This is a genomic window from Schumannella soli (assembly GCF_006517435.1).
GTDB classification, from domain to species: Bacteria; Actinomycetota; Actinomycetes; order Actinomycetales; family Microbacteriaceae; genus Schumannella; species Schumannella soli.
Map to the genome: position 1 here is coordinate 101,615 of NZ_VHQG01000001.1, position 22,082 is coordinate 123,696.

Annotated in this window: 18 protein-coding genes; 5 read left to right on the plus strand and 13 right to left on the minus strand. The window is 71.9% G+C overall.

Features of this window, described 5'->3' with window-relative positions:
• Positions 1-7: 7 nt before the first annotated feature.
• On the minus strand, positions 8-220 hold the full coding sequence (locus FJ657_RS00455) for a DUF3499 family protein (protein ID WP_141161745.1): 213 nt from the start codon (positions 218-220) through the stop codon (positions 8-10).
• A gap of 120 nt (positions 221-340) precedes the next feature.
• Here FJ657_RS00455 and FJ657_RS00460 point away from each other — a divergent pair, with 120 nt between their 5' ends.
• Positions 341-775, plus strand: coding sequence for a metallopeptidase family protein (locus FJ657_RS00460; RefSeq protein WP_141161746.1), 435 nt, complete (start codon positions 341-343; stop codon positions 773-775).
• Between the two features lie 172 nt (positions 776-947).
• Here FJ657_RS00460 and FJ657_RS00465 read toward each other — a convergent pair whose 3' ends face one another.
• The 4 genes from FJ657_RS00465 to galE form a co-directional block, all read right to left on the minus strand.
• Entirely contained in the window at positions 948-2,513 is a 1,566-nt protein-coding gene (locus FJ657_RS00465) for a DUF5719 family protein (RefSeq protein WP_141161747.1), read from the minus strand.
• Complete coding sequence (locus tag FJ657_RS00470) at positions 2,506-5,364, minus strand: glycosyltransferase (RefSeq protein ID WP_141161748.1); 2,859 nt, start codon at positions 5,362-5,364, stop codon at positions 2,506-2,508. Before FJ657_RS00470 ends, FJ657_RS00465 begins: the two co-directional genes overlap by 8 nt.
• Before the next feature lie 158 nt (positions 5,365-5,522).
• Complete coding sequence (locus FJ657_RS00475; RefSeq protein WP_141161749.1) at positions 5,523-5,852, minus strand: WhiB family transcriptional regulator; 330 nt, start codon at positions 5,850-5,852, stop codon at positions 5,523-5,525.
• A 141-nt stretch (positions 5,853-5,993) separates the two neighbouring features.
• Positions 5,994-6,962, minus strand: coding sequence for a UDP-glucose 4-epimerase GalE (gene galE, locus FJ657_RS00480; protein ID WP_141161750.1), 969 nt, complete (start codon positions 6,960-6,962; stop codon positions 5,994-5,996).
• A 249-nt stretch (positions 6,963-7,211) separates the two neighbouring features.
• On the opposite strand from galE, the gene FJ657_RS00485 reads away from it, so the two are divergent.
• A complete protein-coding gene (locus FJ657_RS00485; RefSeq protein ID WP_141161751.1) occupies positions 7,212-8,165 on the plus strand; it encodes a GlxA family transcriptional regulator in 954 nt (317 codons plus the stop codon).
• A 20-nt stretch (positions 8,166-8,185) separates the two neighbouring features.
• Here the strand turns inward: FJ657_RS00485 and FJ657_RS00490 are convergent, their stop codons facing one another.
• The 5 genes from FJ657_RS00490 to manA all read right to left on the minus strand — a co-directional run bounded on the left by FJ657_RS00490 (position 8,186) and on the right by manA (position 14,252).
• Positions 8,186-9,151, minus strand: coding sequence for a hypothetical protein (locus FJ657_RS00490; RefSeq protein ID WP_141161752.1), 966 nt, complete (start codon positions 9,149-9,151; stop codon positions 8,186-8,188).
• Positions 9,152-9,161: 10 nt separating this feature from the next.
• Positions 9,162-10,256, minus strand: coding sequence for a hypothetical protein (locus FJ657_RS00495; RefSeq protein ID WP_141161753.1), 1,095 nt, complete (start codon positions 10,254-10,256; stop codon positions 9,162-9,164).
• Between the two features lie 141 nt (positions 10,257-10,397).
• A complete protein-coding gene (locus FJ657_RS00500) occupies positions 10,398-11,762 on the minus strand; it encodes an MFS transporter (RefSeq protein ID WP_141161754.1) in 1,365 nt (454 codons plus the stop codon).
• A gap of 63 nt (positions 11,763-11,825) precedes the next feature.
• Positions 11,826-12,977 carry a hypothetical protein gene (locus FJ657_RS00505; protein WP_141161755.1) on the minus strand — a complete coding sequence of 384 codons (1,152 nt, stop codon included), beginning with the start codon at positions 12,975-12,977 and terminating at the stop codon, positions 11,826-11,828.
• 159 nt (positions 12,978-13,136) lie between these two features.
• Positions 13,137-14,252: a mannose-6-phosphate isomerase, class I gene (gene manA / locus FJ657_RS00510; protein ID WP_141161756.1), complete on the minus strand. Its 1,116-nt coding sequence runs from the start codon at positions 14,250-14,252 to the stop codon at positions 13,137-13,139.
• Positions 14,253-14,431: 179 nt separating this feature from the next.
• Here manA and FJ657_RS00515 point away from each other — a divergent pair, with 179 nt between their 5' ends.
• The 3 genes from FJ657_RS00515 (at position 14,432) to FJ657_RS00525 (ending at position 18,379) form a co-directional block, all read left to right on the plus strand.
• Positions 14,432-15,652 carry an acyl-CoA dehydrogenase family protein gene (locus tag FJ657_RS00515; protein WP_141161757.1) on the plus strand — a complete coding sequence of 407 codons (1,221 nt, stop codon included), beginning with the start codon at positions 14,432-14,434 and terminating at the stop codon, positions 15,650-15,652.
• Positions 15,653-15,728: 76 nt separating this feature from the next.
• A complete protein-coding gene (locus tag FJ657_RS00520; RefSeq protein ID WP_181408813.1) occupies positions 15,729-17,060 on the plus strand; it encodes an O-antigen ligase family protein in 1,332 nt (443 codons plus the stop codon).
• Positions 17,057-18,379 (plus strand): O-antigen ligase family protein, encoded by a 1,323-nt coding sequence (locus tag FJ657_RS00525; RefSeq protein ID WP_141161758.1) that lies wholly within the window; start codon positions 17,057-17,059, stop codon positions 18,377-18,379. Before FJ657_RS00520 ends, FJ657_RS00525 begins: the two co-directional genes overlap by 4 nt.
• Positions 18,380-18,403: 24 nt before the next feature.
• Here FJ657_RS00525 and FJ657_RS00530 read toward each other — a convergent pair whose 3' ends face one another.
• From FJ657_RS00530 to glf, 3 genes are read right to left on the minus strand one after another with little or no spacing between them, the layout of a single operon-like run.
• Positions 18,404-19,276 (minus strand): glycosyltransferase family 2 protein, encoded by an 873-nt coding sequence (locus FJ657_RS00530; RefSeq protein WP_255447051.1) that lies wholly within the window; start codon positions 19,274-19,276, stop codon positions 18,404-18,406.
• A gap of 5 nt (positions 19,277-19,281) precedes the next feature.
• Positions 19,282-20,898 carry a glycosyltransferase gene (locus FJ657_RS00535; protein ID WP_141161760.1) on the minus strand — a complete coding sequence of 539 codons (1,617 nt, stop codon included), beginning with the start codon at positions 20,896-20,898 and terminating at the stop codon, positions 19,282-19,284.
• On the minus strand, positions 20,895-22,061 hold the full coding sequence (glf, locus tag FJ657_RS00540) for a UDP-galactopyranose mutase (RefSeq protein ID WP_141161761.1): 1,167 nt from the start codon (positions 22,059-22,061) through the stop codon (positions 20,895-20,897). Before glf ends, FJ657_RS00535 begins: the two co-directional genes overlap by 4 nt.
• Between the last annotated feature and the right edge of the window lie 21 nt (positions 22,062-22,082).

A 22,082-nucleotide genomic window follows, 5' to 3' on the forward strand; every position in this document is an offset into this window, starting at 1 on the left:
GAGCGGGCTAGAGGTCGCCGCCGGCCGGGACGTGCCGGATGACGCTCCAGCCCTGCGGCACCGAGAGGCGGCCGGCGTGCTTGGCGCAGAGGTCGTAGCTGTGCGGCTCGTGCTGGGTGCTGAGCGGGCCGAGCACCGCCATCGAGTCGGCGTACACGTAGGTGAGCGTCGAGACCGCCTGCTCGGTGCAGGCGACCTTGCTGCAGGTGCGGTCGCTCATCGTCGTCAGCTTACGACCTGGCGCCGACACCGGCCGGGCGCCGACGGCCCCGGTGCGAGGGACAGCACCGCCGGCGGATCGTCGCCGGCTCGCGCCCTCCCGCCGACCTAGACTGACGCCATGCCCCGCTCGTCCCGCCGCTCGCGCGTCCGTCGCGGCGCCGGAGAGCGTCACGGGCGCGGGATGCGCTCCCCCGTCACCGGGCCCGACCTGCCGCTGCTGACCAGCCGCAACTCCTTCTTCGAGTCGTGCGCAGCCGAGGCGGTCGAGTACGTGCGCGGGCTGTGGCCCGAGGAGCTCGCGGGCGTCTCGTTCGAGATCGCCGGGCTGCCGCTCGGCCCGGCCGGTCCCGCCGGCGTCGACCGCTGGCGGGTCGACCGCAAGGCGCGCCGTGTCGTGCTCTACCGGCTGCCGATCCAGCGGATGGCGCACCTGCACAAAGAGGACGACTGGCACCGCCGCAGCTTCATCGAGAGCTGCGTGTTCCGCGCGACGGCCGAGCTGCTGGGACGCGACCCCTGGGACATCGCGCCCGAACGGTACCGGCACTTCTGAGCCGCGTCGGTCGCCGGCCGCGGCTCGCGCGCCCGGCGCCGCTCCGGTCGGCTCGGCTTGGCTCGGCTCGGCTCGGCTCGGCTCGGCTTGGCTCGGCTCGGCTTGGCTCGGCTCGGCTCGGCTCGGCTCGGGCCAGCTCAGCCCAGCTCAGCTCAGCTCAGCTCAAATCAGATCAGCGGCGGATCGTGATCGGACTCGAGGTCGGCCCCGGTGAGGCGATGACGTATCCCGCGACTGCTCCGCTGCCGCGATAGCTCACCGACCCGATGAGCCCGGCGGCGTCGCCGAGCGTGTAGCTCGACCCCGAGGTCAGCGGAACCGTCAGCGTGCCCCGGGCCGGCACCTCGAGGACGGAGGCCTTCGCGGCCTGCGCGGACTGCAGCGTCGCGGAGACGGCCGTGCGGCCGGGGTTCACGAGGTGCAGCTGGGGCGCGTCGCCGACGGCGGCCGTGAAGGCCGAGCGCTCGGCGAGGGCCGGGGCGGCGACGCTCCACTCGAAGTCGGTCTTCGGGGCGGCCTGCGCGTTGGCCGCCGGGCTGAAGACCGAGGTGCGCATCGCGCCCACCACCGGCACGTCCGACTCGAGCGACACGGTGTAGGCGCCGACAGGCTGCTCTTCGATCGGCACGTCGACCGTCGTCCCGGCAGGTACGGGGATGCGCTGGGTCGTGGCCTCGGCGCCCTTCTTCTCGGGCACGATCGCCACGTCGACGGTCGCATCCTCGGTTCCGGGGTTGCCGAGGCGCAGCGCCGAGGCGAGATCGGCGTAGCCGTCTTCGCCGAGCTGCGCGCCGACGGTGTCGGGCCCGGGCATCTGCACGCCCGGGATCGTCTGCGTGGTCGACGGCGCCGCGGTGTCGCCGATGAGGTCCACACCGCCGGGGTCGACGCCACGGGTGATGCTCTGCTGCAGCGCGGCGACGATCTGGCCGCCGCGGCTCACGACCTCGACCATCGGCGAAGCGAGGTTCTGGGCGAATCCGGCGAGCGACAGCACCCGCTGCGAGCGCGCCGGCACGATGATGCCCGACATGCCGGGAGCCGACACGGCGCCGTTCTCGCCCCAGATGCGCAGCGCCACCGTCGCCTCGACGCCGGTCGGGTTGCTCAGCGTGAGCAGCGTCGTGCGGCCGACCGTCGTCGATCCGCCGACGAGCCACGCGGTCGAGCTCGCCTCGCGGCAGCCCGCCGCGGCGAAGCCCGTCAGGTCGGAGCCCGAGAGGCGCTGCGACTGCGCGCCCGAGAGCAGCGCGTCCTCTGCCGGCGCGGAGGTGATGACGCGCGCCGCCGACGCCGCGCCCGGCAGACCGGTGCTGTCGACCGAGCCGACGGTGGCGTTCTCGCGCACGACGGCGCCGTCGACCGCGGTCGCGGTGCCGGCATCCTGCCCGGTGTCGTCGCCGAGTCGCAGGATGGCGCCCGGGCAGACCTGCTGCAGCGCGGTGCGCTGCGGCGTGACCGAGAGCCCCGGGGAGGGCTCGCCGAAGCTCGGCAGGGGCAGCAGCCCGACGGCGGCGATCGCCGCCGCGGCGACGAGCACGCCGACGCCGCCCGTCGTCGCCCGCAGACCGGCGAGGGCGCGCCGTCGCGCGGCGCTGTCAGCCGCGCTGCGGTCGCGGCGCGGCTTCGCGGCCGGCGGCTTCGCGGCCGGCGACTTCGGGTCAGCCGACTGCTCGACCGTCGGCTGCTCGACCGCCGGCTGCTCGCCCGTCGGCTGCTCGTTCGTCGGCTCAGGCATCCTCATCCTCCGCGAAGGTGTCGGCGGGGTCCTCGCCCGGCAGGCCGGTCTCGGAGACCACGCGCCGACGTCGTCGGGTCGGCACGGCCAGCAGCACGGTCGCGCCGAGCACGATCAGCTGCACGGTCGTGAGCACCGGGGCCGGGGCGACCGACGGCGCCGCCGGGATCTCGGCCGGCTCCGCACCGGGCACGCGCCAGAGCGCGTCGCCCGACCGGGTCTGCCCCGCGCCGACCGGGGTCAGCGCCGCCGTGCCGTCGAGCGCCTCGGTGATGCGCACGCGCACGGCCGCCTGCTCGGTGCTCGCGCCGTCGACGGCCTTCGGCACGACGACGTAGACGATGCCGAGGTCGCGCAGCTGATCGCGCGGGTCGAGTCCGCTGCGCGACGACAGGTTGCCGGCGAGCGTCGCGAGGCGGCGCTCGTCGGCGCTGAGACGCGGGTTCGTCGCGACCCAGGTCGACTGACGGTCGAGGGCGGCACCGGATCCGCGCACGATCTCGGCCGAGGCGGTGCCGTCGGCCAGCGGCGTGATCACGAGCGTCGTGATGCGCGGGGTGCTGGCCGCCTGCGCGCCGACGGCCGCCGGCAGCGTCTGCCCGGTGCCCGCCTGCGCGGGCGTCTGCCGCAGAGCGAGTCCGACGCCGAGCGGACCCACCGCGATGGCCGAGCAGACCAGCACGATGACGCCGGCGAGCACGCCGAGCCTGTCGAGCGACTGCAGGGCCACCGCACCCGAGGCGATCAGCCCCATCCAGAAGAGGCTGAGGCCCGCGCCCGGCCAGAGCGCCACCGCATCCGCCCCGTCGGCGACGAGCACCAGGTGCCCGGCCGCGACCGCCGTGAGCAGACCGAGCAGCGCGAGCACGAGAGCCGGGATGGCCCGCTGCGAACCGCGCAGGAACAGCGCCGCCAGCGCGGTCGCCGCGAGCGGAGCGAGCAGCGCGGCCACGAGCACCTGGCCGTAGACGTGGCCGAGGCCGACCGCCGCGGCGATCGCCTCCCATCCGTTCGCGCCGTCGCGCGGCTCGAGCAGACTGAGCCCCCAGCCGCTCGAGGCGGCGTAGTGCAGCACGACTCCCGGGTCGGCGAAGATCGCGAGCGGGGTGCCGCGACCGAGCTGGGCGAGGGCGAGCGGAGCGAAGACGGCGAGCGTCGGCAGCGGCACGGCGATGAGGCGGTGCAGGGCCCGCGGATGCGTGACCAGCCAGCCGAACCACGCGATCAGCAGGGCGGGCAGCAGCGAGGGCGCGGCGGCGGCCGTCACGGCGAGCAGGAGCCCCGCCGTCGCGGCGGCGCTCCACGAACGACGGCCCTCGATGAGCGCGAGCACGAACCACGGCAGCGCCAGATGCGCGATGACGGCGCCGATGCGTCCATCGCCGAGCGCGACGAGCAGCGGCGGGGCGAGAGCCCAGAGCAGCGCCGCGACGGCCGGCGGCCACGCACGGCGGCTCATGCGGGTCGCGCACCACCAGGCGCCGAGGGCCGCGAGCGGCAGCGCCACGATCCACAGCGTCACGATCGCGACCGACGGCGACCAGAACGTGATCGAGCCGAGCAGCGCCAGCAGCACGGCGAAGGGATCGGCCGGCCCGCGCGTGCCGACGCCGACCTCGCGCCACCCGCCGAGGGCGTTGCTCCAGAGCTCGCCGATCGATCCGGAGAGCGGCAGCAGCCCGCCGCCCTGCACCGCGCTCGCGCCGATCAGCCACCAGAACAGGCCGGCACCGAGCGCGGCGGCGATGAGCACCGTCCAGATGCCCCCGCCGGCGAAGAACTCCGCCCGCACGAGCGGAGCCTCCCCCGCGCGGGTCTCCTCGGCGCGCTCGCGCAGCGACGAACGCCGCTCGCGCAGCGCCATGCCGGTGAGGCGCAGCGGGGCGACCGCGGCCCATCCCAGCTCGCGGTGACGGCGGATGCGCCCGCGCGCCGCCCCGACTCCGCGCGGTGCGAAGGCGGCGGCGAAGGCCGCGGCGAACTCGCCGCCGACAGCCGAGGGACGCTTCGCGAGCAGGTGCCCGATCGAGCGGAACAGCGCGAGGGGGACGAGCGCGAGCCAGTGGATGGGCAGCGCGGCGCCGGGCGCGTAGGCGAAGCGGCGGTGCAGCTGGGCGCGCCGGGCGAGACGGCGGCGGGTCGACACGCGGGTCGGACGCCGGCGACCGAAGTCCTGCGGCGGGCTGACGCGCTCGACCCGGGCGGAGGGGACGCGCACGACGCGATGACCGGCCAGACGCGCGCGCACCGAGAGGTCGAGGCCCGAGTCGGTCGACGGGAGGCCCGCGTCGAAGCCCTCGAGGCTGTCCCAGACGTGGCGGCGCACGAGCATCCCGGTCGCGCCGACGCCGAGCACGTCGTCGTCGCGATCGAACTGGGCCTGATCGAGTTCGCGGTCGACGAGGGCGACGCTGGTGCCGAGGGCCGTCATCGTGCCGCCGTACTCGAGCAGCAGCGCGTGATCGTCGCGGTCGACGACCTTCGGCCCGGCGATCGCGACCGACGGCGCCACCTCGACGGCGCCGAGCAGGGCGGCGAGGGCGGCGGGCTCGGGGGCGGTGTCGGCGGCGAGCAGCCAGATCCACTCGTCGGCCCCCTCGGCGGGCGGCAGGGTGCGCGTCGCCGCGCGGGCTCCGGCACCGAAGGTGCGGCCCGTCGCGCGGATGCTCTCCGCCGCCGGCGCGGAACCCGCCGCGGCGTCGAGCAGCGCGGCCGTGCCGTCGCCCGACTCGACGTCGACGAGCACCGTGCGATCGACGGGACGGGTCTGGGCGGAGAGTGCGGCGAGGGTGCGGCCGAGGTGCTCCTCGCCGTTGTGGGCGACGACGATCGCGGTGACTCGGGGCTGCATCGTGTCGAGGCTAGGCGCGGGCGCGACGAGGCACGGGATGACGCGCCCAGCGCCGGAGACGTGACCCCCGCTTAGGTGTCAGCCGATCGCCCGCTCGTGCGCCCGGGATGCGACGCGGCCGGCGGCTCGCGAGACGAACGGCTGCGGCGGCGCGAGGCTCAGGCGATGCGGTTGCGACGCAGCTTGCGGCGCTCACGCTCGGAGAGGCCGCCCCAGATGCCGAAGCGCTCGTCGTTCTCGAGCGCGTACTGCAGGCACTCGGAGCGCACCTCGCAGCCGGTGCAGATCTTCTTCGCGTCGCGGGTCGAGCCGCCCTTCTCGGGGAAGAAGGCCTCGGGGTCGGTCTGGGCGCAGAGCGCGTCCGACTGCCACGAGAGCTGGTTCTCCTCCTCGTCGACGGCCGCCTTGCGGACGCCCGGGATGCCGAGACGCACGGGGTCGACGAACCAGTCGTCCGGCACATGCGGGCGGTACTCGTCGATCGCCATCAGGCCTCTCCCCTCGATGCGTCCGGTTCCCAGTTCGGATCGCCCCGTCTTCGGTTCGACCGAATCCGGATCGCTGGGTGTAATTACACCCGTGTGATTCTCACGAGTCAAGTCGCGGATGATATTTCGTGTCTCGTTCAGTCAGCGCTGCGACGCGCCGCGCCGCGCATCCCACGCCGAGCGCACCATGTCGTCGAGCGTGTGGCGCATCGCCCAGTCGAGATCGCGCGCCGCGAGCTCGCCGGTCGCCACGATGCGGGCGGGGTCGCCGGCACGGCGCGGGCCGATCTCCGGAGTGAACTCGATGCCCGTGACGCGCGCCATCGCCGCCATGATCTCGGCCACCGAGACGCCGTCGCCGCTGCCCAGGTTGTAGGCCGGCTCGAGCGCCTCGCCCGCATCCAGCCGTCGCGCGGCCGCCGCGTGCGACACCGCCAGGTCGGCGACGTGGATGTAGTCGCGCACGTTCGTGCCGTCGGGCGTCGCGTAGTCGTCACCGAAGATCTTGGGCGTGCGCCTCTCGACGAGCGCGTCGAAGACCAGCGGGAAGAGGTTGTGCGGGCTCGTGTCGTAGACGGCCGGGTCGCCGGAGCCGACGACATTGAAGTAGCGCAGGCTCGTGTGGCGCAGCCCCGCCGCGACGCCCTGGTCGCGCAGCAGCCACTCGCCGATGAGCTTCGACTCGCCGTACGGGGACTGCGGGTTCTTCGGCGTGTCCTCGGTGACGAGATCGACGTCGGGCGTGCCGAACACGGCCGCGCTCGACGAGAACACGATGCGGTCGACCCCGCGGTCGGCCATGACCGCGAGCAGCGTCGCCGTGCCGGTGACGTTCTGCTCGTAGGTGTGCAGCGGGCGCTGCACCGAGACCCCGGCGTACTTGAAGCCGGCGACATGGATGACGCCGGTCACGCCGTGCTGGGTGATCGCGCGCTCGAGGGCCTGACCATCGAGGATGCTGCCGCGGATCGCCGGCACGTCGTCGGGCACGAAGCCCTCGTGCCCCGAGGAGTAGTCGTCGAAGGAGACGGGCTCGAGGCCCGCGTCGCGGAGGGCGCGCAGCACGTGCGCGCCGATGTATCCGGCGCCGCCGGTCACCAGCCAGGTCATGCCGCCCAGGCTAGCGGGGCACGGCTGGGCGTCGGCCATAACCGTCGCGGGCGACGGAGCGGATGGCGGAGGCGATGCCGACGAGGCCGCCGGCGGCGAGCAGGAGGAGGAAGGCGATGCTGAACATGGCAGAAACGCTAGGCATCGACAGATCCCGCCACGAGTGGCAGGATAGCCGCATCTCGGCACATTCCTGCCAAGCGCCCGCCCATCCACCCCGACCCGCCCGTCGCATCCTTCGGAGTCCGCATGCTGCGCAAAGTCGCCACCCTCGTCATCCCCGGCACCGCGCCCTTCGAGTTCGGCATCATGTGCGAGGTCTTCGGCATCGACCGCAGCGCCATGGGCGGACCGGTGTTCGAACACCACGTCGTCACCGCCGACCCCGGCCCGGTGCCAACCAGCCAGGGGTTCTCGATGAACATCGACGACGACCTCTCGGCCTGCGCCGACGCCGACCTCATCACCGTGCCCGCGCACATGATCGAGCAGACCGACGAGCGCTACCTGCAGGTCATCCGCGACGCCGAGGCACGCGGCGCCTGGGTGCTGAGCGTCTGCAGCGGAGCCTTCGTGCTGGCGCAGGCCGGCATCCTCGACGGGCGCCGCTCGACGACGCACTGGATGCACTCCGACCGGCTCGCCGCCGAGTACCCGCAGACCGAGGTCGACCCCGACGTGCTCTTCGTCGAGGACCGCCGCGTGATCACGAGCGCCGGAACCGCCTCGGGCATCGACGCCGCCCTGCATCTGCTGCGCATCGAGTTCGGCGCCGCGGCCGCCAACGTCGTCGCCCGGCGCATGGTCGTGCCGCCGCAGCGCGACGGCGGGCAGGCCCAGTTCATCGAGGTGAGCGTGCCCGAATGCCGCGACGACTCGCTCGCGAGCCTGGCCGACTGGATGCTGGAGCACCTCGACGAGGAGCTCGCCGTCGACGACCTCGCCCGTCGCGCCCTCATGTCGGGCCGCACCTTCGCCCGCCGCTTCCGCGCCGAGTTCGGCACGACGCCCGCCGCCTGGCTCAACCGTCAGCGCCTCATCCGGGCGCAGGAGCTGCTCGAGCAGAGCGACCTGGGCCTCGAACCGCTCGCGCAGCGGGTCGGCTTCGGCACGGCGGCGGTCATGCGCCACCACTTCCTCAAGGTGCTGGGCACGACCCCGACCGACTACCGCCGCGCTTTCGGCGCGCGCGTCGCGAGCTGAGGGCGCCGACGGAGCCGCGGTCAGGAGCGCACCGCGCCGAGCAGGGCGAGACCGAGCGGCGTCAGGTCGGGGCTCGCCGCGGTGGTGGCGGCCCACCGCACGTTCACGAGATCGCCCTTCTCGCTCAAGAGCCCGAGATCGGGGACCCGAACCGCGCGCCGAGCGCCGTCGACGGGGATCTCCGGATTCCCGGCCGCGATGAGCTCGTCGACGACCGCACTGCCGCGGGGCAGCACGTAGAACAGCACCGTGTACTCGTAGGCCTCGTCGAAGAGCATGCAGGAGAGCCAGCCGCCCGCCTCGGCCGCGGCCGCATAGCCCGCCGTCCACGGCGCCGGCCAGTTGCCGCCGCGCGCGATGACGTCGGTACGTCCCGCGAGAGCGGGCACGTCGATGCGTGCGGCGACGTCCTCGCAGGAATCCGTCGGAACCGGCGCGACGACCGGCACGGCGACGCCACCGAGGCGCGCGAGCACTGCGGATCCGATGGCCGTGGTCGCGGCGAAGTCGATGGCGTGCACGCTCTCGGCGAGCCCGGTGACCCAGAATCGATCGTCGGCGACGGAGATCCCGCAGAGTTCGCTGCCGGAGGGGCAGTCGACGCCGGCAGCGACATCGGCCGCGACCTCGACCGCGGCGACCGGCAGCACGTCGATCGCGAGGCTGGCAGCGACGCCATCGGACGCTGCCCAGACGCAGCTGACGCCACCGCGTGCGAGGACCGCCCATCCCCGGGTATCGAAGATGTCGGTCGACGCAGCTGTCGTGACCGCGACACCGAGTGCCGCCGCGACGGCATCCGCGTCGGCGAGGTCCGCGCAGGCGACGTCGAGCGTCGTGGGCGGAGTCGGCTCGGCGCTGGGGCTCGTCGAAGCCGTGGGCTTCGGCGACGGGGATGCCACCGGTGCGGCCGTGAAGCCGGCGAGCGTCACGAGCATCGCGACGGGCAGGGCGAGCGCGGCGATCGATCCGAGTCGCGAGTTCATGGGCGTCCTCTCATCGGCTCGCGTAGGCGAGCATCCCGGGGATCCACGTCGCCGCGGTCGCGAGCGCGGCGTCGGTCCAGTCGTAGTCGGTCCCGTCCGGGCCATACGGCGATGCCGTGACGAGGCTGCTCGTGCCGTCACCGGCGCACAGGTCGGCCGAGAGGCTGATCGAGGGCAGTCGCACGGCCCGCTTCACTCCGGAGAGCTGTACGGCCTCGCCGGACTCCGCGCACTGGTCGACCGTCGCGGTCGACCGGGGCAGCACGGTCACGCCGATGGCCTGATACCCGGTCTCGTCGTCGGCGCGTCGCCACGAGCACGTCGTCTCGCCGGCCCGCGCCGACGCCGCGTCGGAGAGCTGGTGGTAGTGCGGATAGGGATCGGCCGCGGACGAGGACTGGTCCGGCGAGGCCGGGGAGATCAGCCCGCTTCCGAGCACGCGCTCGACGCCGCCCGCGACGCCCAGCGCGGCGCAGTCGAGCGGCGACCGGGACGGCACGCGCGTGAGCGACGGGGCCGTGACGCCGTCGAGCGCCGCTTCGATGACGGCGACGAGCTGGGGGGCGGCCGCGGCCTGGCGCTCCACCGAGGCGGCATCGCTGCCCTCCACCGACACGCTCAGTCGGAAGTCGTACCACCAGCCGTGGCGGACCGCGCTGAAGAAGCACTGCGGCACGCCGCTGCCGGGTGCCGTCTCCGGGGCCGGGCAGCCCTGCTGGGCGCCGGTGGCTACGGCGATCTGCTGCGCCGACCCGACTCCAGCCGGCACCACTCCGACGGAGTACTGCACCCAGTCGTCGTGCGAACCGACGCGGATCAGGCCCTCGCAGTCGAGACCGGCCACCGCGCGCGGCGCGGCTCCGTGCCCGCCGACATTGCGATCGAGCTCGCCGGCGACACCGGTGACGCGGGTGACGTCCGAGAGCGGGAGCAGGCGGCTGCAGTCGCCGTCGAAGAGCGCACCGGCGGGGATCGCCGCCGAGGCGGAAGCGCCGGGCTTCGGGCTCGAGGCCCAGCCAGGGTCGGCGGCGGGAGCGCAGCCGGCCAGGAGGGTCAGGGAGGCGAGCGTCGCGATGGTCGCGAAGGCTGCGCGAGCGGAGGGCATGTCCGGAATCTACTGGCGGACGGAGTCCATCCGACAGCTGTCGGAATCACAGAATCGCAACAATGCTCATCTTTCATGCCGCTCGCGGAATACGCGCCAGGGGCGGCCCGCAGACCCCGCCGCGGCCGTCGAGCACCGCCCTCAGCTGACGACCGGCGACACCCCGCCTCCCGGCACTCCGGAGCCGTCGCCCGTCCTATCCGGCTGCGGCGCCGGGCTCTCGAGATACTGGCGCGACAGCGTGCGGTACGAACGGGTCAGGAAGGCGAGCGCCGCCGCCACGACCATGACGAGACCGGCGACGAGGAAGACCAGCGCGATGCCGCGCGCCTCCCCCTCGCCGACGAGCCATCCCAGCTGCGCGCGCCCCGCATCCGACTTCATGAAGGGGATGATCGCGAACTCGGCGATCGGCGCGATGAGGAAGGCGGTGATCGGCGCGGCCGCCGACTCGAACGCCGCCGCGAAGCCGAAGACGCGCCCCTGCGTGCGGAACGGCACGACCCGCTGGATCACGGTCTGCTCGGAGGCCTCGACCGCCGGGATGAGCATCATGTACAGCCAGATGCCGACGGCGTAGAGCCACCACCACTCACGGATCGTGAACAGCGCGCCGAGCACGCCCATCACCATCACGAGGATGAGCAGCGTGCGGATCGGGTTCCTGCCGAGCCCGAACTTCGCGATCAGCAGCCCGCCGACGATGAAGCCCGTCGCCGCGACGCCGAAGACGACGCCCCAGATCTCGACCGGGAACAGCTCGAGGCCGTAGGGATCCATGAGCGCCATGTAGACGCCGCCGATGAGGTTGTTGAAGGTCGAGAAGATCAGCAAGGCGAAGAGCCCGGTCGCGGCGCGCACCGCCCGCACGCTGCCGCGGATGTCGACGAGCGGCTGGCGCTCCCCCTCCCGCTCGGGCTGCTCCTCGGGCACGCTGAGGAACAGCAGGTGGATGAGCGCGAGCGCCGACAGCGCGATGGCGATCAGCAGGGTCCAGCCCATCCCGAGCAGGCCGATCGCGAGACCGCTGAACACGCTCGTCACGATGAAGGCGAGGCCCTGCACGGTGCCGACGAGGCCGTTGGCGTTCGGCCGACGCTCCTCGGGCACGAGCAGGGTGACCGTGGTCGAGAGCGCGATGTTGCGCATGTTCTCGATCACCGCGCCGAACAGGATGATCGCCGAGAAGATCCAGAACATCGGCCCGCCCAGATCGAGCAGCCGCGACTCGGGGAACAGCAGGTAGAGCACGCCGGCGACGCCGAAGGAGATCAGCGTCGTCGCACCGGCGAACACCATGACCCGGTGCTTGCGGTGCCGGTCGACGATCGTGCCGAAGAGCATCGAGAACAGCGCCACGAGCAGCATGTACGCGCCGCCGATGATGCCCGTCGCGAGTACCGACCGCGTCTCGAGGTACACCCAGAAGGTCAGGGCGAACCAGAGGAAGCTCGTCGTGACGTTGGCGACGGCGGTGTTGACCAGGATCTGCCCGAAGGTCCGCATGTGAACACTGTAAACATGACCTCCGACAGGCGGAAGGGCGAGTCGCCAGCGTGAGCCTCGGGGTCAGCCTCCGTAGCGGGCGAGCCAGGCCTCGACCGCGCTCACGAGCTCGCGGCGAGCGGCGTCGGGATCCGACGGGTGGTAGGTCGAGAACTGGATGACAGCGTCACCGCGCAGGAGCGAGAGAGACAGCGACCCGTCGCCATTCTGGGCGGGACTCGCGGCCAGGAGCGCCCCTTCCGCGCCCGCGACGTCGATGCGCTCGGCGCCGTCCGCCGCCAGCCGCCCTGCGAGCCGATCCCATGACCACCGGCTGAGCGGCAGAGACGAGATCAGCGGGCTCGCGCCGCCCGCGATCGACTCAGAGCCGCAGAAGAGCCAGGGACCCTGCCAGACCGTGGCGTTCTCGAGCAGTCCGTACCCGTCGCCCCCGGTCGCGAACCACGTGAGCCGGTCGATCCCGAGGCTCCGAGCGATGACGCCGTCGGGATCGATGTCCGTGCACTCGGAGGGCAGGACGACCGAGCTCGGGTACGGCGCACTCCACGGCGCGGCGATGCTCACCGTGCCGGCGATCGCCGACGCTGCCTGCGTCGCGATCGCCGCGAACTCGTCCCGACGCTCCGCAGAGCCGTCGACGTCGCGCACCACGATCGCGACCCGATCGGACGCGGCTCTCGCCTGGCAGCCGCCACCGAAGTCGTCGCAGTCGACGCGGGGTGCATCCGGGGCGGAGACGGGCGATGACGGATCGTCGTAGTCGTCTCGCAGATACTGCGTCGCGGCCGGGATCGCGTCGAGGGGGATCGCGGTGACCCGCAACGACGCCGCTCCGCTGGACCAGCGACACCCGAGCCCGCCGGACTGAAGCCAGCGGACCCGGAGCAGCGAGTCGGGGGCATCCCGCTCGAGCTTCGGCGCCCCGCCGAGATAGGCCTCGAGGGATGCGTGGTCGAGGATCTTCTCGCAATCGATCCGGATACGCGGCGTGGGCGCGGCGGGCGGCGTCGGGCTGGAACTCGTCGACGGCGCGACCGTCGGCTTCGGCGATGCGCTCGGAGCGGCGACGTCGGCGCCGGGCCTCACGGCGAACGCGATCGCGACGGCCGCGGCGACGACGACGGCGACGCCTCCTGCGATCGCGGTCGGAAGCATCCAGCGACGGCGGCGCGGACCAGGCGACGGCGCGGTGCCGCGGTACGGATCGTCGGTCACAGAGTCACCCGGGATGCGGAGGTCATGTCTCGGAATGTAGCGACGACGACGCCCATCCGACACCTGTCGCGATCACGAAACCACAACATTCCTCGCTTTCCATGCCGGGTGCGGAATACGACCGAGGGTCCGCGCTGAGGAGGGCGGCGAGGGCGACCCTCAGCCGACGCTCGCGATAAACACCAGCCCGCTGCCGCGCAGCGTCGCGACGGGCTCCTCGGCGAAGTAGACGGCGCCGCCGTGCGCGACATCCGCTCCGTTCACCGCACCGCTCCCCTGCGCCCACAGCGCGATCGCGGGGCGGCCGTCGAGCGCGAGGTCGACGCCCTCGGCGAGCGCCGCCTCGTCGACGACGGTGAGCACGAAGTCGGGCACGTCGGGGCGGAACACCCGCACCCCCGGTCGCGGCGTCTCCGGCGCGAGGTAGGGCACCGGCAGCGGCCGGAAGTCGAGCACGCCGAGCAGCTCGGGCACATCCACGTGCTTCGGGGTGAGCCCGCCGCGCAGCACGTTGTCGCTCGAGGCCATGAGCTCGATGCCGAGGCCGCCGAGGTAGGCGTGGATGTTGCCGGCCGGCAGGTAGAGCACCTCGCCGGGCGTCAGCTCGACCGTGTTGATGAGCAGCGAGATCACGATGCCGGGATCGCCGGGGTAGGCGTCGGCGAGCAGGCGCACCGTGTCCCAGCTGAGGCCGCGCGCCGACTCGGCCGCCGACGCCGACACGACGGCGGCGATGAGCGCATCCACGCCCTCGCCGCGGGTGATCAGCCATTCGAAGACGGGGCGCAGCTGCGCGTCGTCGCCGAGGCGCTCGATCAGGTCGGCGATGGCCGGGTCGCCCGCGGCATCCGCCAGCACCGCCCGTGTCTCGGCCGTCGCGCGGAAGCCGCACAGCGCCCGGAAGCTCTCGCTGAGCGCGTAGATGAGCTCGGGCTTGTGGAAGGAGTCCTTGTAGTTGCGCGTCGGGTCGTCGATCGCGACGCCCTCCGCCTCCTCGCGCGCGAAGCCGGCCTCGGCCTGCTGCGGAGTCGGATGCGCCTGCAGCGACAGCGGCGACGCCGCGGCCAGCACCTTGAGCAGGAACGGCAGCCGGCCGTCGACCACGTCGAGCAGCGTTCCCGAGCCGTCGGCGACGCGCGCCGGCGAACCGGGGTGCGCGCCCAGCCACAGCTCCGCCTCCGGAGCCCCGCTCGGCGCCGTGCCGAGCAGCTCGGCGATCGCCGTCGTCGAGCCCCAGGCGTAGTCGCGGGGCGTGTTGGTGATGGGCACGAGCATGCGGGGAGTCTCCTGGCGGATGTCCACCACGGCCGACGGGCGACGGCTGTGGCGACCTACAAGACGGCCAGGGTGGTCTGGGCCGCCGATGCATCAAACTACCAAGCCGTTCGGGCATCCCCAGCGAGCCGGACTAGCCTGCCGACGCCACCCGCCGAATCGGACCGATGGAGACACCGATGACCCTCACCTCCGAGCCCGCCGCCGCCGCGAGCGACGCCACCGCGTTCAGCACCCTGCGCAGCGACTTCTACGGTTTCGAAGACCTGCTGCCCGAGCACGAGAAGACCGCGCTCGCGGGCCTGCGGTCCTACCTCGCTGCCGAGGTCAAGCCGGTCGTCAACGGCGCGTGGGAGAAGGCGGAGTTCCCGCGCGAGATCCTGCCCGGCCTGCACCGCCAGCCGGTGTTCGGGATGCAGTGGGACGAGACGAAGACCTTCGAGAACTCGGCCGTCTACCGCGGCTGGGTCGCGCTCGAGCTCGCCAGGGTCGACGCCAGCGTCGCGACCTACGTCGGCGTGCAGAACGGCCTCGCGATGGGGGCGATCGGCGTCGCCGGCTCGCCGGAGCAGCGCGCCGAGTGGCTGCCGCAGCTCGCCTCGGGCGAGCTGATCGGCGCCTTCGGCCTGACCGAGCCGCTCTCGGGCAGCGACAGCGCCCAGGGCCTGCGCACGGTCGCCCGCCGCGACGGCGACGACTGGATCCTCGACGGCGCGAAGCGCTGGATCGGCAACGCGACCTTCAGCGACGTGACCGTCATCTGGGCGCGCAAGGCCGACGACGGCCAGGTCACCGGCTTCATCGTGCCGAACGACACCCCCGGCTTCACCGCCACCAAGATCGAGAACAAGCAGAGCCTGCGCATCGTGCAGAACGCCGACATCGTGCTCGAGGGCGTGCGCGTGCCGGAGCGCCTGCGCCTGCAGAACGCGAACACCTTCCGCGACACCGCCGCCGTGCTGCGTCTCACCCGCGCCGAGGTCGCCTGGGCCGCCGTGGGCAACTCCATCGGCGCCTACGAGGCGGCCCTGCGCTACGCGACCGAGCGCCAGCAGTTCGGCAAGCCGATCGCCGCGCACCAGCTCGTGCAGGACCTGCTGGCGAAGAGCATCGGCAACATCACCGCCTCCATCGCCATGGTCACCCGCGTCTCGCAGATGCTCGACCACGGCACCCAGCGCGACGAGCACGCCGCGCTCGCGAAGGCCTACGCGACGGCCCGGATGCGCGAGACGGTCGCGTGGGCGCGCGAGGCCATGGGCGGCAACGGCATCGTGCTCGACTACGACGTCGCCCGTCACTTCGCCGACGCCGAGGCGCTCTACAGCTACGAGGGCACCCGTGAGATGAACACCCTCATCGTCGGCAAGGCGATCACCGGGCAGAGCGCCTTCGTCTGATCCGGCGGCCCCGCCCGCTCCGCGGCTCCGGCGCGCACGCCGGAGCCGCGGAGGTCGCGCCGATACGCTTGCCCGCATGACGCTGTCGAGCCGCTACCACCGCGCCCTCGCCGCGTCCGCCTTCTTCACGGGCCTCGCCGGCGACGTGTTCCGCTATGCGGTCGGCTGGGTCGGCTGGGGCGTCGTCGTCGGTCTGATCGTGCTGCTCTGCGTGATCGAGCTGGTGCGGCGCCGCACCCGCCTCGACGCGGTGCCCGTCGCGCTGGTGCTGTTCCTCGGGGTGTGCGCCGCCTCCACGGCCTGGTCGGCGTATCCCGCGCTCACCGGACTCGCCACGATCGTCACGATCGCGACCGTCGCCGTCGGACTGTTCATCGCGACCGCGCTCGACGGCTACGGCATCGTGCGGGCGCTCGCCGACGCCGGGCGCTGGATCCTCGGCCTGTCGCTGCTGTTCGAGCTCGTCGTCGCCGTGTTCGTGCGGCAGAAGGTGCTGCCGTTCTTCTCGCTCTGCAACCTGTCGGGCGACATCCCGCGGGCCTGCTACTGGTCGCGCGACCTGCTGTTCCACGGCGGCCGCATCCAGGGCATCCAGGGCAACAGCAACCTGCTGGCGATCGCGGCGCTGCTCGCCCTGATCGCCTTCGGCGTGCAGCTCGCCGCCGGGATGGTCAGCCGGGTCACCGGGATCGTCTGGATCGCCGTCGCGGTGCTCGTGCTGGCGCTCACCCGGTCGTCGACCGTGATCGTCGCCGGTCTCGCGGCGGCCGTGGTGCTCGTGATCGTGCTCGTGATCCGCCGGCTCAGCGGGAGAGCGCGCACCGTGGCCTACGGCGTCTCGGCCGCGGTCGTCGCCCTCGGGGTCGTCGGCGCGATCGTGTTCCGCGCTCCGCTGCTCGCGCTGCTGCAGAAGAGCCCCGACCTCACCAACCGCGGTCGCATCTGGTCGGCGGTCGTCGACCTCGCCGAGCAGCGCCCCGCCGGCGGCTGGGGCTGGGCGACCTACTGGATGCCGGGCGTGCATCCCTTCGACTCCGAGGCCTTCGTGATCAAGGGCGTGCGCTACAGCCAGGCGCACGACGCCTGGCTCGACCTGTGGCTGCAGGTCGGCATCATGGGTCTCGTCGTGTTCGCCCTGTTCGTGTTCGGGCTGCTGGTGCGCAGCTGGCTCGCCGCGGTCGACCGCGGCGCCGCCGCCGACTCGGCCGTGACCGACGGCACCCGCCCGGTCGCGGCGCTGACGATCGCCCCGCTGCTCATCGCCGTCGTGCTGCTGGTGCAGAGCCTCGCCGAGAGCCGCATCCTCATCGAGGGCGAGCTGCTGCTGCTCGTGATCATCGCGATCACCACCCGGTCGCGCGACCTCCGGACGTTCCGCTGGCTGCGACGCGGAGAGCGGGGACAGTGAGCGGACGCGGCGCGACCCCGGCTCCCCGACGACGTGTCGTCGTCGAGCTGATCGCGCATCCGCGCACGAGCCAGGCGCTCGCCGTGATCATCGCGACGACGTCGCTCTCCTCGTCGTTCCTGCGGTCGCTGATGGGATGGGGCGGCCTGCTCGCCGTGCTCGGCGCGACGCTGCTGCTCGCCGGCATCTCGCTGTGGAGCCAGCGCGAGCGCATCGAGTGGCGCGGCGTGCTGCCGATCAGCCTGCTGGCGTTCTTCGGCTGGATGATCGTGAGCGTCTTCCTCAGCCAGTACACCTGGATCACGGCAGGCTCGGTCGTCTACGCGCTGCTGTTCGGCCTGCTCGGCACCTGGCTCGCCCTCGCCCGCGACCTGATCCAGGTGATCCGCGCCTTCGGCGATGCGCTGCGGGCGATCCTGCTCACCTCGCTCGTGCTCGAGGTGCTGAGCGGCATCATCCTCGACGTGCCGCTCAAGGTGTTCGGCATCACCGGGTCGATCGCGAACGGCGGCCCCATCCAAGGCATCGCCGGCACCCGCAACTACCTCGGCTACCTCGCCTGCCTCGCCGTGATCACCTTCCTGACCGAGTGGCGCACCCGCTCGGTCGAGCGGCCGCGGGCCCTGTTCTCGCTGGCCCTGGCCGCGATCACGCTGCTGTTCGCCCGCTCCCCCGTCACCTTCGTCGTGCTCGTCGTCGTCGGCGTCGCCGCGGTCGCCGTGTACGCCCTGCGGCGGGTGCCGGCTCGGCGTCGCCCGATCGCGCAGTTCGTCGTCGCCGCGGTGGTGCTGATGGGCGCGATCGCGGCCTGGCTGCTGCGGGGGCGGATCATCCAGCTGCTCAATGCCGCGAGCGACTTCGACTCGCGCTCAGGGCAGTGGAGCCGCATCCTGCAGCTGTCGCAGCTGCACCAGCTCGAGGGCTGGGGCTGGGTGGGCGTCTGGCGGCCCGAGGTCTTCCCCTACAGCGTGCTCACCGACGACGGCGGCAAACGGTACGACTCGGCCCTGAACGGCGCGCTCGACGTGTACTTCCAGCTCGGGATCATCGGCGTGATCCTGCTCGGCGCCGCGTTCGCGCTCGCGCTCACGCGCGCGTGGCTGGTCGGCACCGAGAACCCGAACACGACCTACGCCTGGCCGGCGCTCGCGCTCGTGCTGCTCGCGGCGACGAGCCTCGCCGAGAGCTACCTGCTGTTCGAGGGCGGACTGCTGCTCTTCGTCACCTGCGCCCTCGCCGCCGCGCGCAAGCGCTCCTGGCGTCACCGCCTGTCGGCGCCGAAGGGCACCGGCCGCGAGGACGCGCCCCGCGCCGACTGACGGCCATCGCCCCGGCCCGACGAGTCAGGCGACGCGCTCGATCTTCGGGTTGAAGGTGATCCCGCGCAGGAGCTTCTTGGTCATGCGCCAACGCAGCTTCGACGCCACCCGCCCGCGGCGCATCAGCAGCGTGACGCGCGCAGCGAAGATGAGGTACGACGCGAAACCCTCGTGATGCAGCCGGTAGGACGCCTCGTTCCTCACTCCATAGGCGAACTTCCACGCGTTCGCCTCCGTGATCCCGCCGAAGTTGACGCCCTTGTTGTCGCCCATGTCATGAACGACGACGCTGTCCAGAACCTGGACACCGGGGCACACCGCCGACAGGCGAAGCGTGTACTCGTGGTCGTCGAACCAGATGAAGTAGTCACGGTAGGGAAGGCCGTGCTTCTCGATCGCCCAACGGGGGATGAGCACGGAGACGAACGAGCACGTGCGCACCATCACGTTCTGCTGGCCCTTGACGAGCAGGCGACCCCAGTCCCACGTCGGCGTCGGATTGTTCATCTCGCAGAGCGAGCCGTCGATGAACTTCACGACGGAGCACGAGAACGGAACGTCGCCGCCGAGCTCACCGACCGCGGAATCGAATCCGCTGACGAGCTTCTCGAGCGCGTCAGGGCCCGGATAGCAGTCGTCGTCCATGATCCAGACGAACTCGGCACCCAGGTCGTAGGCGTGCTTCATGCCGGTCGAGAAGCCGCCGGCCCCGCCGGTGTTCGTGTCGAGTGACACGAGTTCGAGACCCCGGCGGTCCTTCTCCCCGGCGAGGTACTCGCCCGTGCCATCGGTGGAGGCGTTGTCGACGACGACGATCCACTCGGGCGGAGTCGACTGCGCGGCGAGCGAGTCGAGTACCGTCTCGAGCTTGGCCCGCCGATTGAAAGTGACTACCACCGCTGCTACGCGAGCCATCCGCGGACTTCCTCCCTGATCCAGGCGCTGGCGGCCTGGTGCTTCGACAATGCTTCGAGAAGCGCGAGCTCGTCGCGCCAGGCCCGTTCCCGCTCTGCTTCCGCGCCCGCGAGATCGCGGATCGCGGACGTCGCCTCGGCGAGGAAATCGGTCGGGTCGCGCGAGACCAGCAGGCTCGGTGCGATCACGGTGCGCTGCGAGCCCACATCCGTGGAGAGAGTCGGCACCCCCGCGGACACCGCTTCGATCGTGGTGAGGGTGAGTCCCTCGTTCTGACTTGCGACGACGAGCAGGTCGGCGTCGGCCAGCGTTCCGCTGACCGGGTGATCGTGCCCTCGGAACTCGACGACTCCGTCGAGCCCTGCGGTGCGCACCCGCTCACGCGTGACCTCCTCGAGCTCACCGCTGCCGTGCAGGATCGCGCGCACAGGAACTCCCGCGCGAACGAGACGAGCGACCAGTCGGACGAACAGGTAGGGCCTCTTCTGCCTGACGAATCGACCGACGAAGGCGATCGTGAAAGGTCGATCCGGGCGAGGGCTGAACGTCGGCCCGGGGCCGTCTGCGACCGTCAGACCGACCAGCGGCGCCATGACGACCTTCTCGCGCGGAACCTGCTGATTGACGGTCATCCACCGCTCGAGCTCGGGCGAGATCACATGGTGAGTCGTGACGAAGGGATCGACGTGCACCGCGGTCGCCGGATAGCCCCCACCCGCGTACTCGACGATATGGAGTGAGTCGACGACGGGAACGCCGGGGCGGTTCTCGCGGATCCACGCGAGTCGGTCATACAGCCAGCCGCAGTGATGCACGAGCACGCCCCGCACGTCGTAGCGCTCCACGATCTGCCGCAGCGGCTCGTCACCGATTCCGGCGGCAGGTACCTCTCCTGCGAAGGGCATCACGACGACGTCGCGGAACAGGTCGGCGGTGATGAACGGATGTTCGGAGTAGCGGTCGGTGAACACCACGGGCAGGATGCCGGCCTCGACGACCGCCCGCACCGTCTCGATCGCCCAGGACTCGGCACCGCCGAGCTCGAGCCAGTGCATCCCGACGATCACGACGGGGTCCGACGATGCCGCCGGCCCGACTCCGGCGAGCTCCTCGATGATCTCCGAACCGCTTGCGCGCTCGATGACCGTGGTCGACAGATGACGTTCGCGGCGCGAGAGCAGAGTCTGACGCAATCTGTCGTACGCGAGCGGGAAGCGGCGCTCAGCTTGCTGACGTGCTCTCCAGTACCTCGCGCGGAGTCCGAGCTGCGGCGGCTGCGGCGTCACGTCGTCGGGGGTGATGATGACGTGACGCTCGACCTGACGCGTGGGCGCGTCGGCGACGGTGACCTCGATCCGGCCCGCTTCGGTCGCGTCGGACGCACTCGGCGGCGCATCGCCGAAGGGGTGAGTCAGCACCGCGGCGCGTCCCGGTCCGGCGATCAGGATCCTCAGTCGCACCTCTGCATCGGCCGAATCGAGCGCGTGATAGTTCGCCGCAGCGACCAGCAGGCGGCGCTGCCGCAGGGTCAGCCCCGTGAAGTCGTCGCTCCGGACGACGCGGAACAGTGCGGCGGAATCGAGGAACTCCGTTGCCGGAGTCATCGAGCGGCGCCTCCGAACAATCCGGCCAGCTTGTTGTCGAACATCGACAACGCGGAGCCGATGGCCATGTGCATGTCGAGGTACTGGTAGGTGCCGAGGCGTCCGCCGAAGAAGACGCGGTCCTCGCCATCCTGAAGCTCACGGTAGGCGAGCAGCCCCTCGCGATCCGTCGGGGTGTTAACCGGGTAGTACGGCTCGTCCTCGCGATTCGCGAAGCGCGAGAACTCACGCATGATCACGGTCTTGTCGCTCGGATACCAGTCGCGCTCCGGGTGGAAATGACGGAACTCGTGGATGCGCGTGTAGGGCACGGTCGCATCCGCGTAGTTCATGACCGGGGTGCCCTGGAAGTCGCCGACCGGCTTGACCTCGGTCTCGAAGTCGAGCGTGCGCCAGGAGAGCTCGCCGGCGGAGTAGTCGAAGTAGCGGTCGACGGCGCCGGTGTAGACGACCGGGACCTGCCCGACGACGGACGACTTCGAGACCGGCTGACCGGCGTCGAAGAAGTCGGTGTCGAGGCGCACCTCGATGTTCGGGTGATCGGCCATCCGCTCGAGCCAGGCCGTGTAGCCGTCGACGGGGAGGCCCTCGTGCGCATCGTTGAAGTAGCGGTTGTCGTAGTTGTAGCGGACCGGGAGTCGGCTGATGATCTCGGCCGGCAGCTCCTTCGGATCGGTCTGCCACTGCTTCGCGGTGTAGTCGCGGATGAAGGCCTCGTAGAGCGGGCGCCCGATGAGCGAGATCGCCTTCTCCTCGAGATTCGAGACCGCGTCCTTGGAGATCTCCGCCGCCTGCGACGCGATCAGCGCCTTCGCCTCGTCGGGCGTGTGGGCGGCGCGGAAGAACTGGTTGACCGTGCCCAGGTTGATCGGCAGCGGGAACACCTCGCCGCCGTAGTTCGAGTACACGCGGTGGACGTAGGGGGTGAACGCGGTGAAGCGGTTCACGTACTCCCACACCCGCTCATTCGAGGTGTGGAACAGATGGGCGCCGTAGCGGTGCACCTCGATGCCGGTCTCGGGGTCCGCCTCGCTGAAGGCGTTGCCGCCGATGTGACTGCGGCGGTCGATGATGACCACCTTGAGCCCGAGCTCAGTGGCGGCGCGGTTCGCGATGGTGAGGCCGAAGAAGCCCGATCCGACGATGACGAGGTCGCTGTTCACCGAGGAGTGTTCCTAACGTTC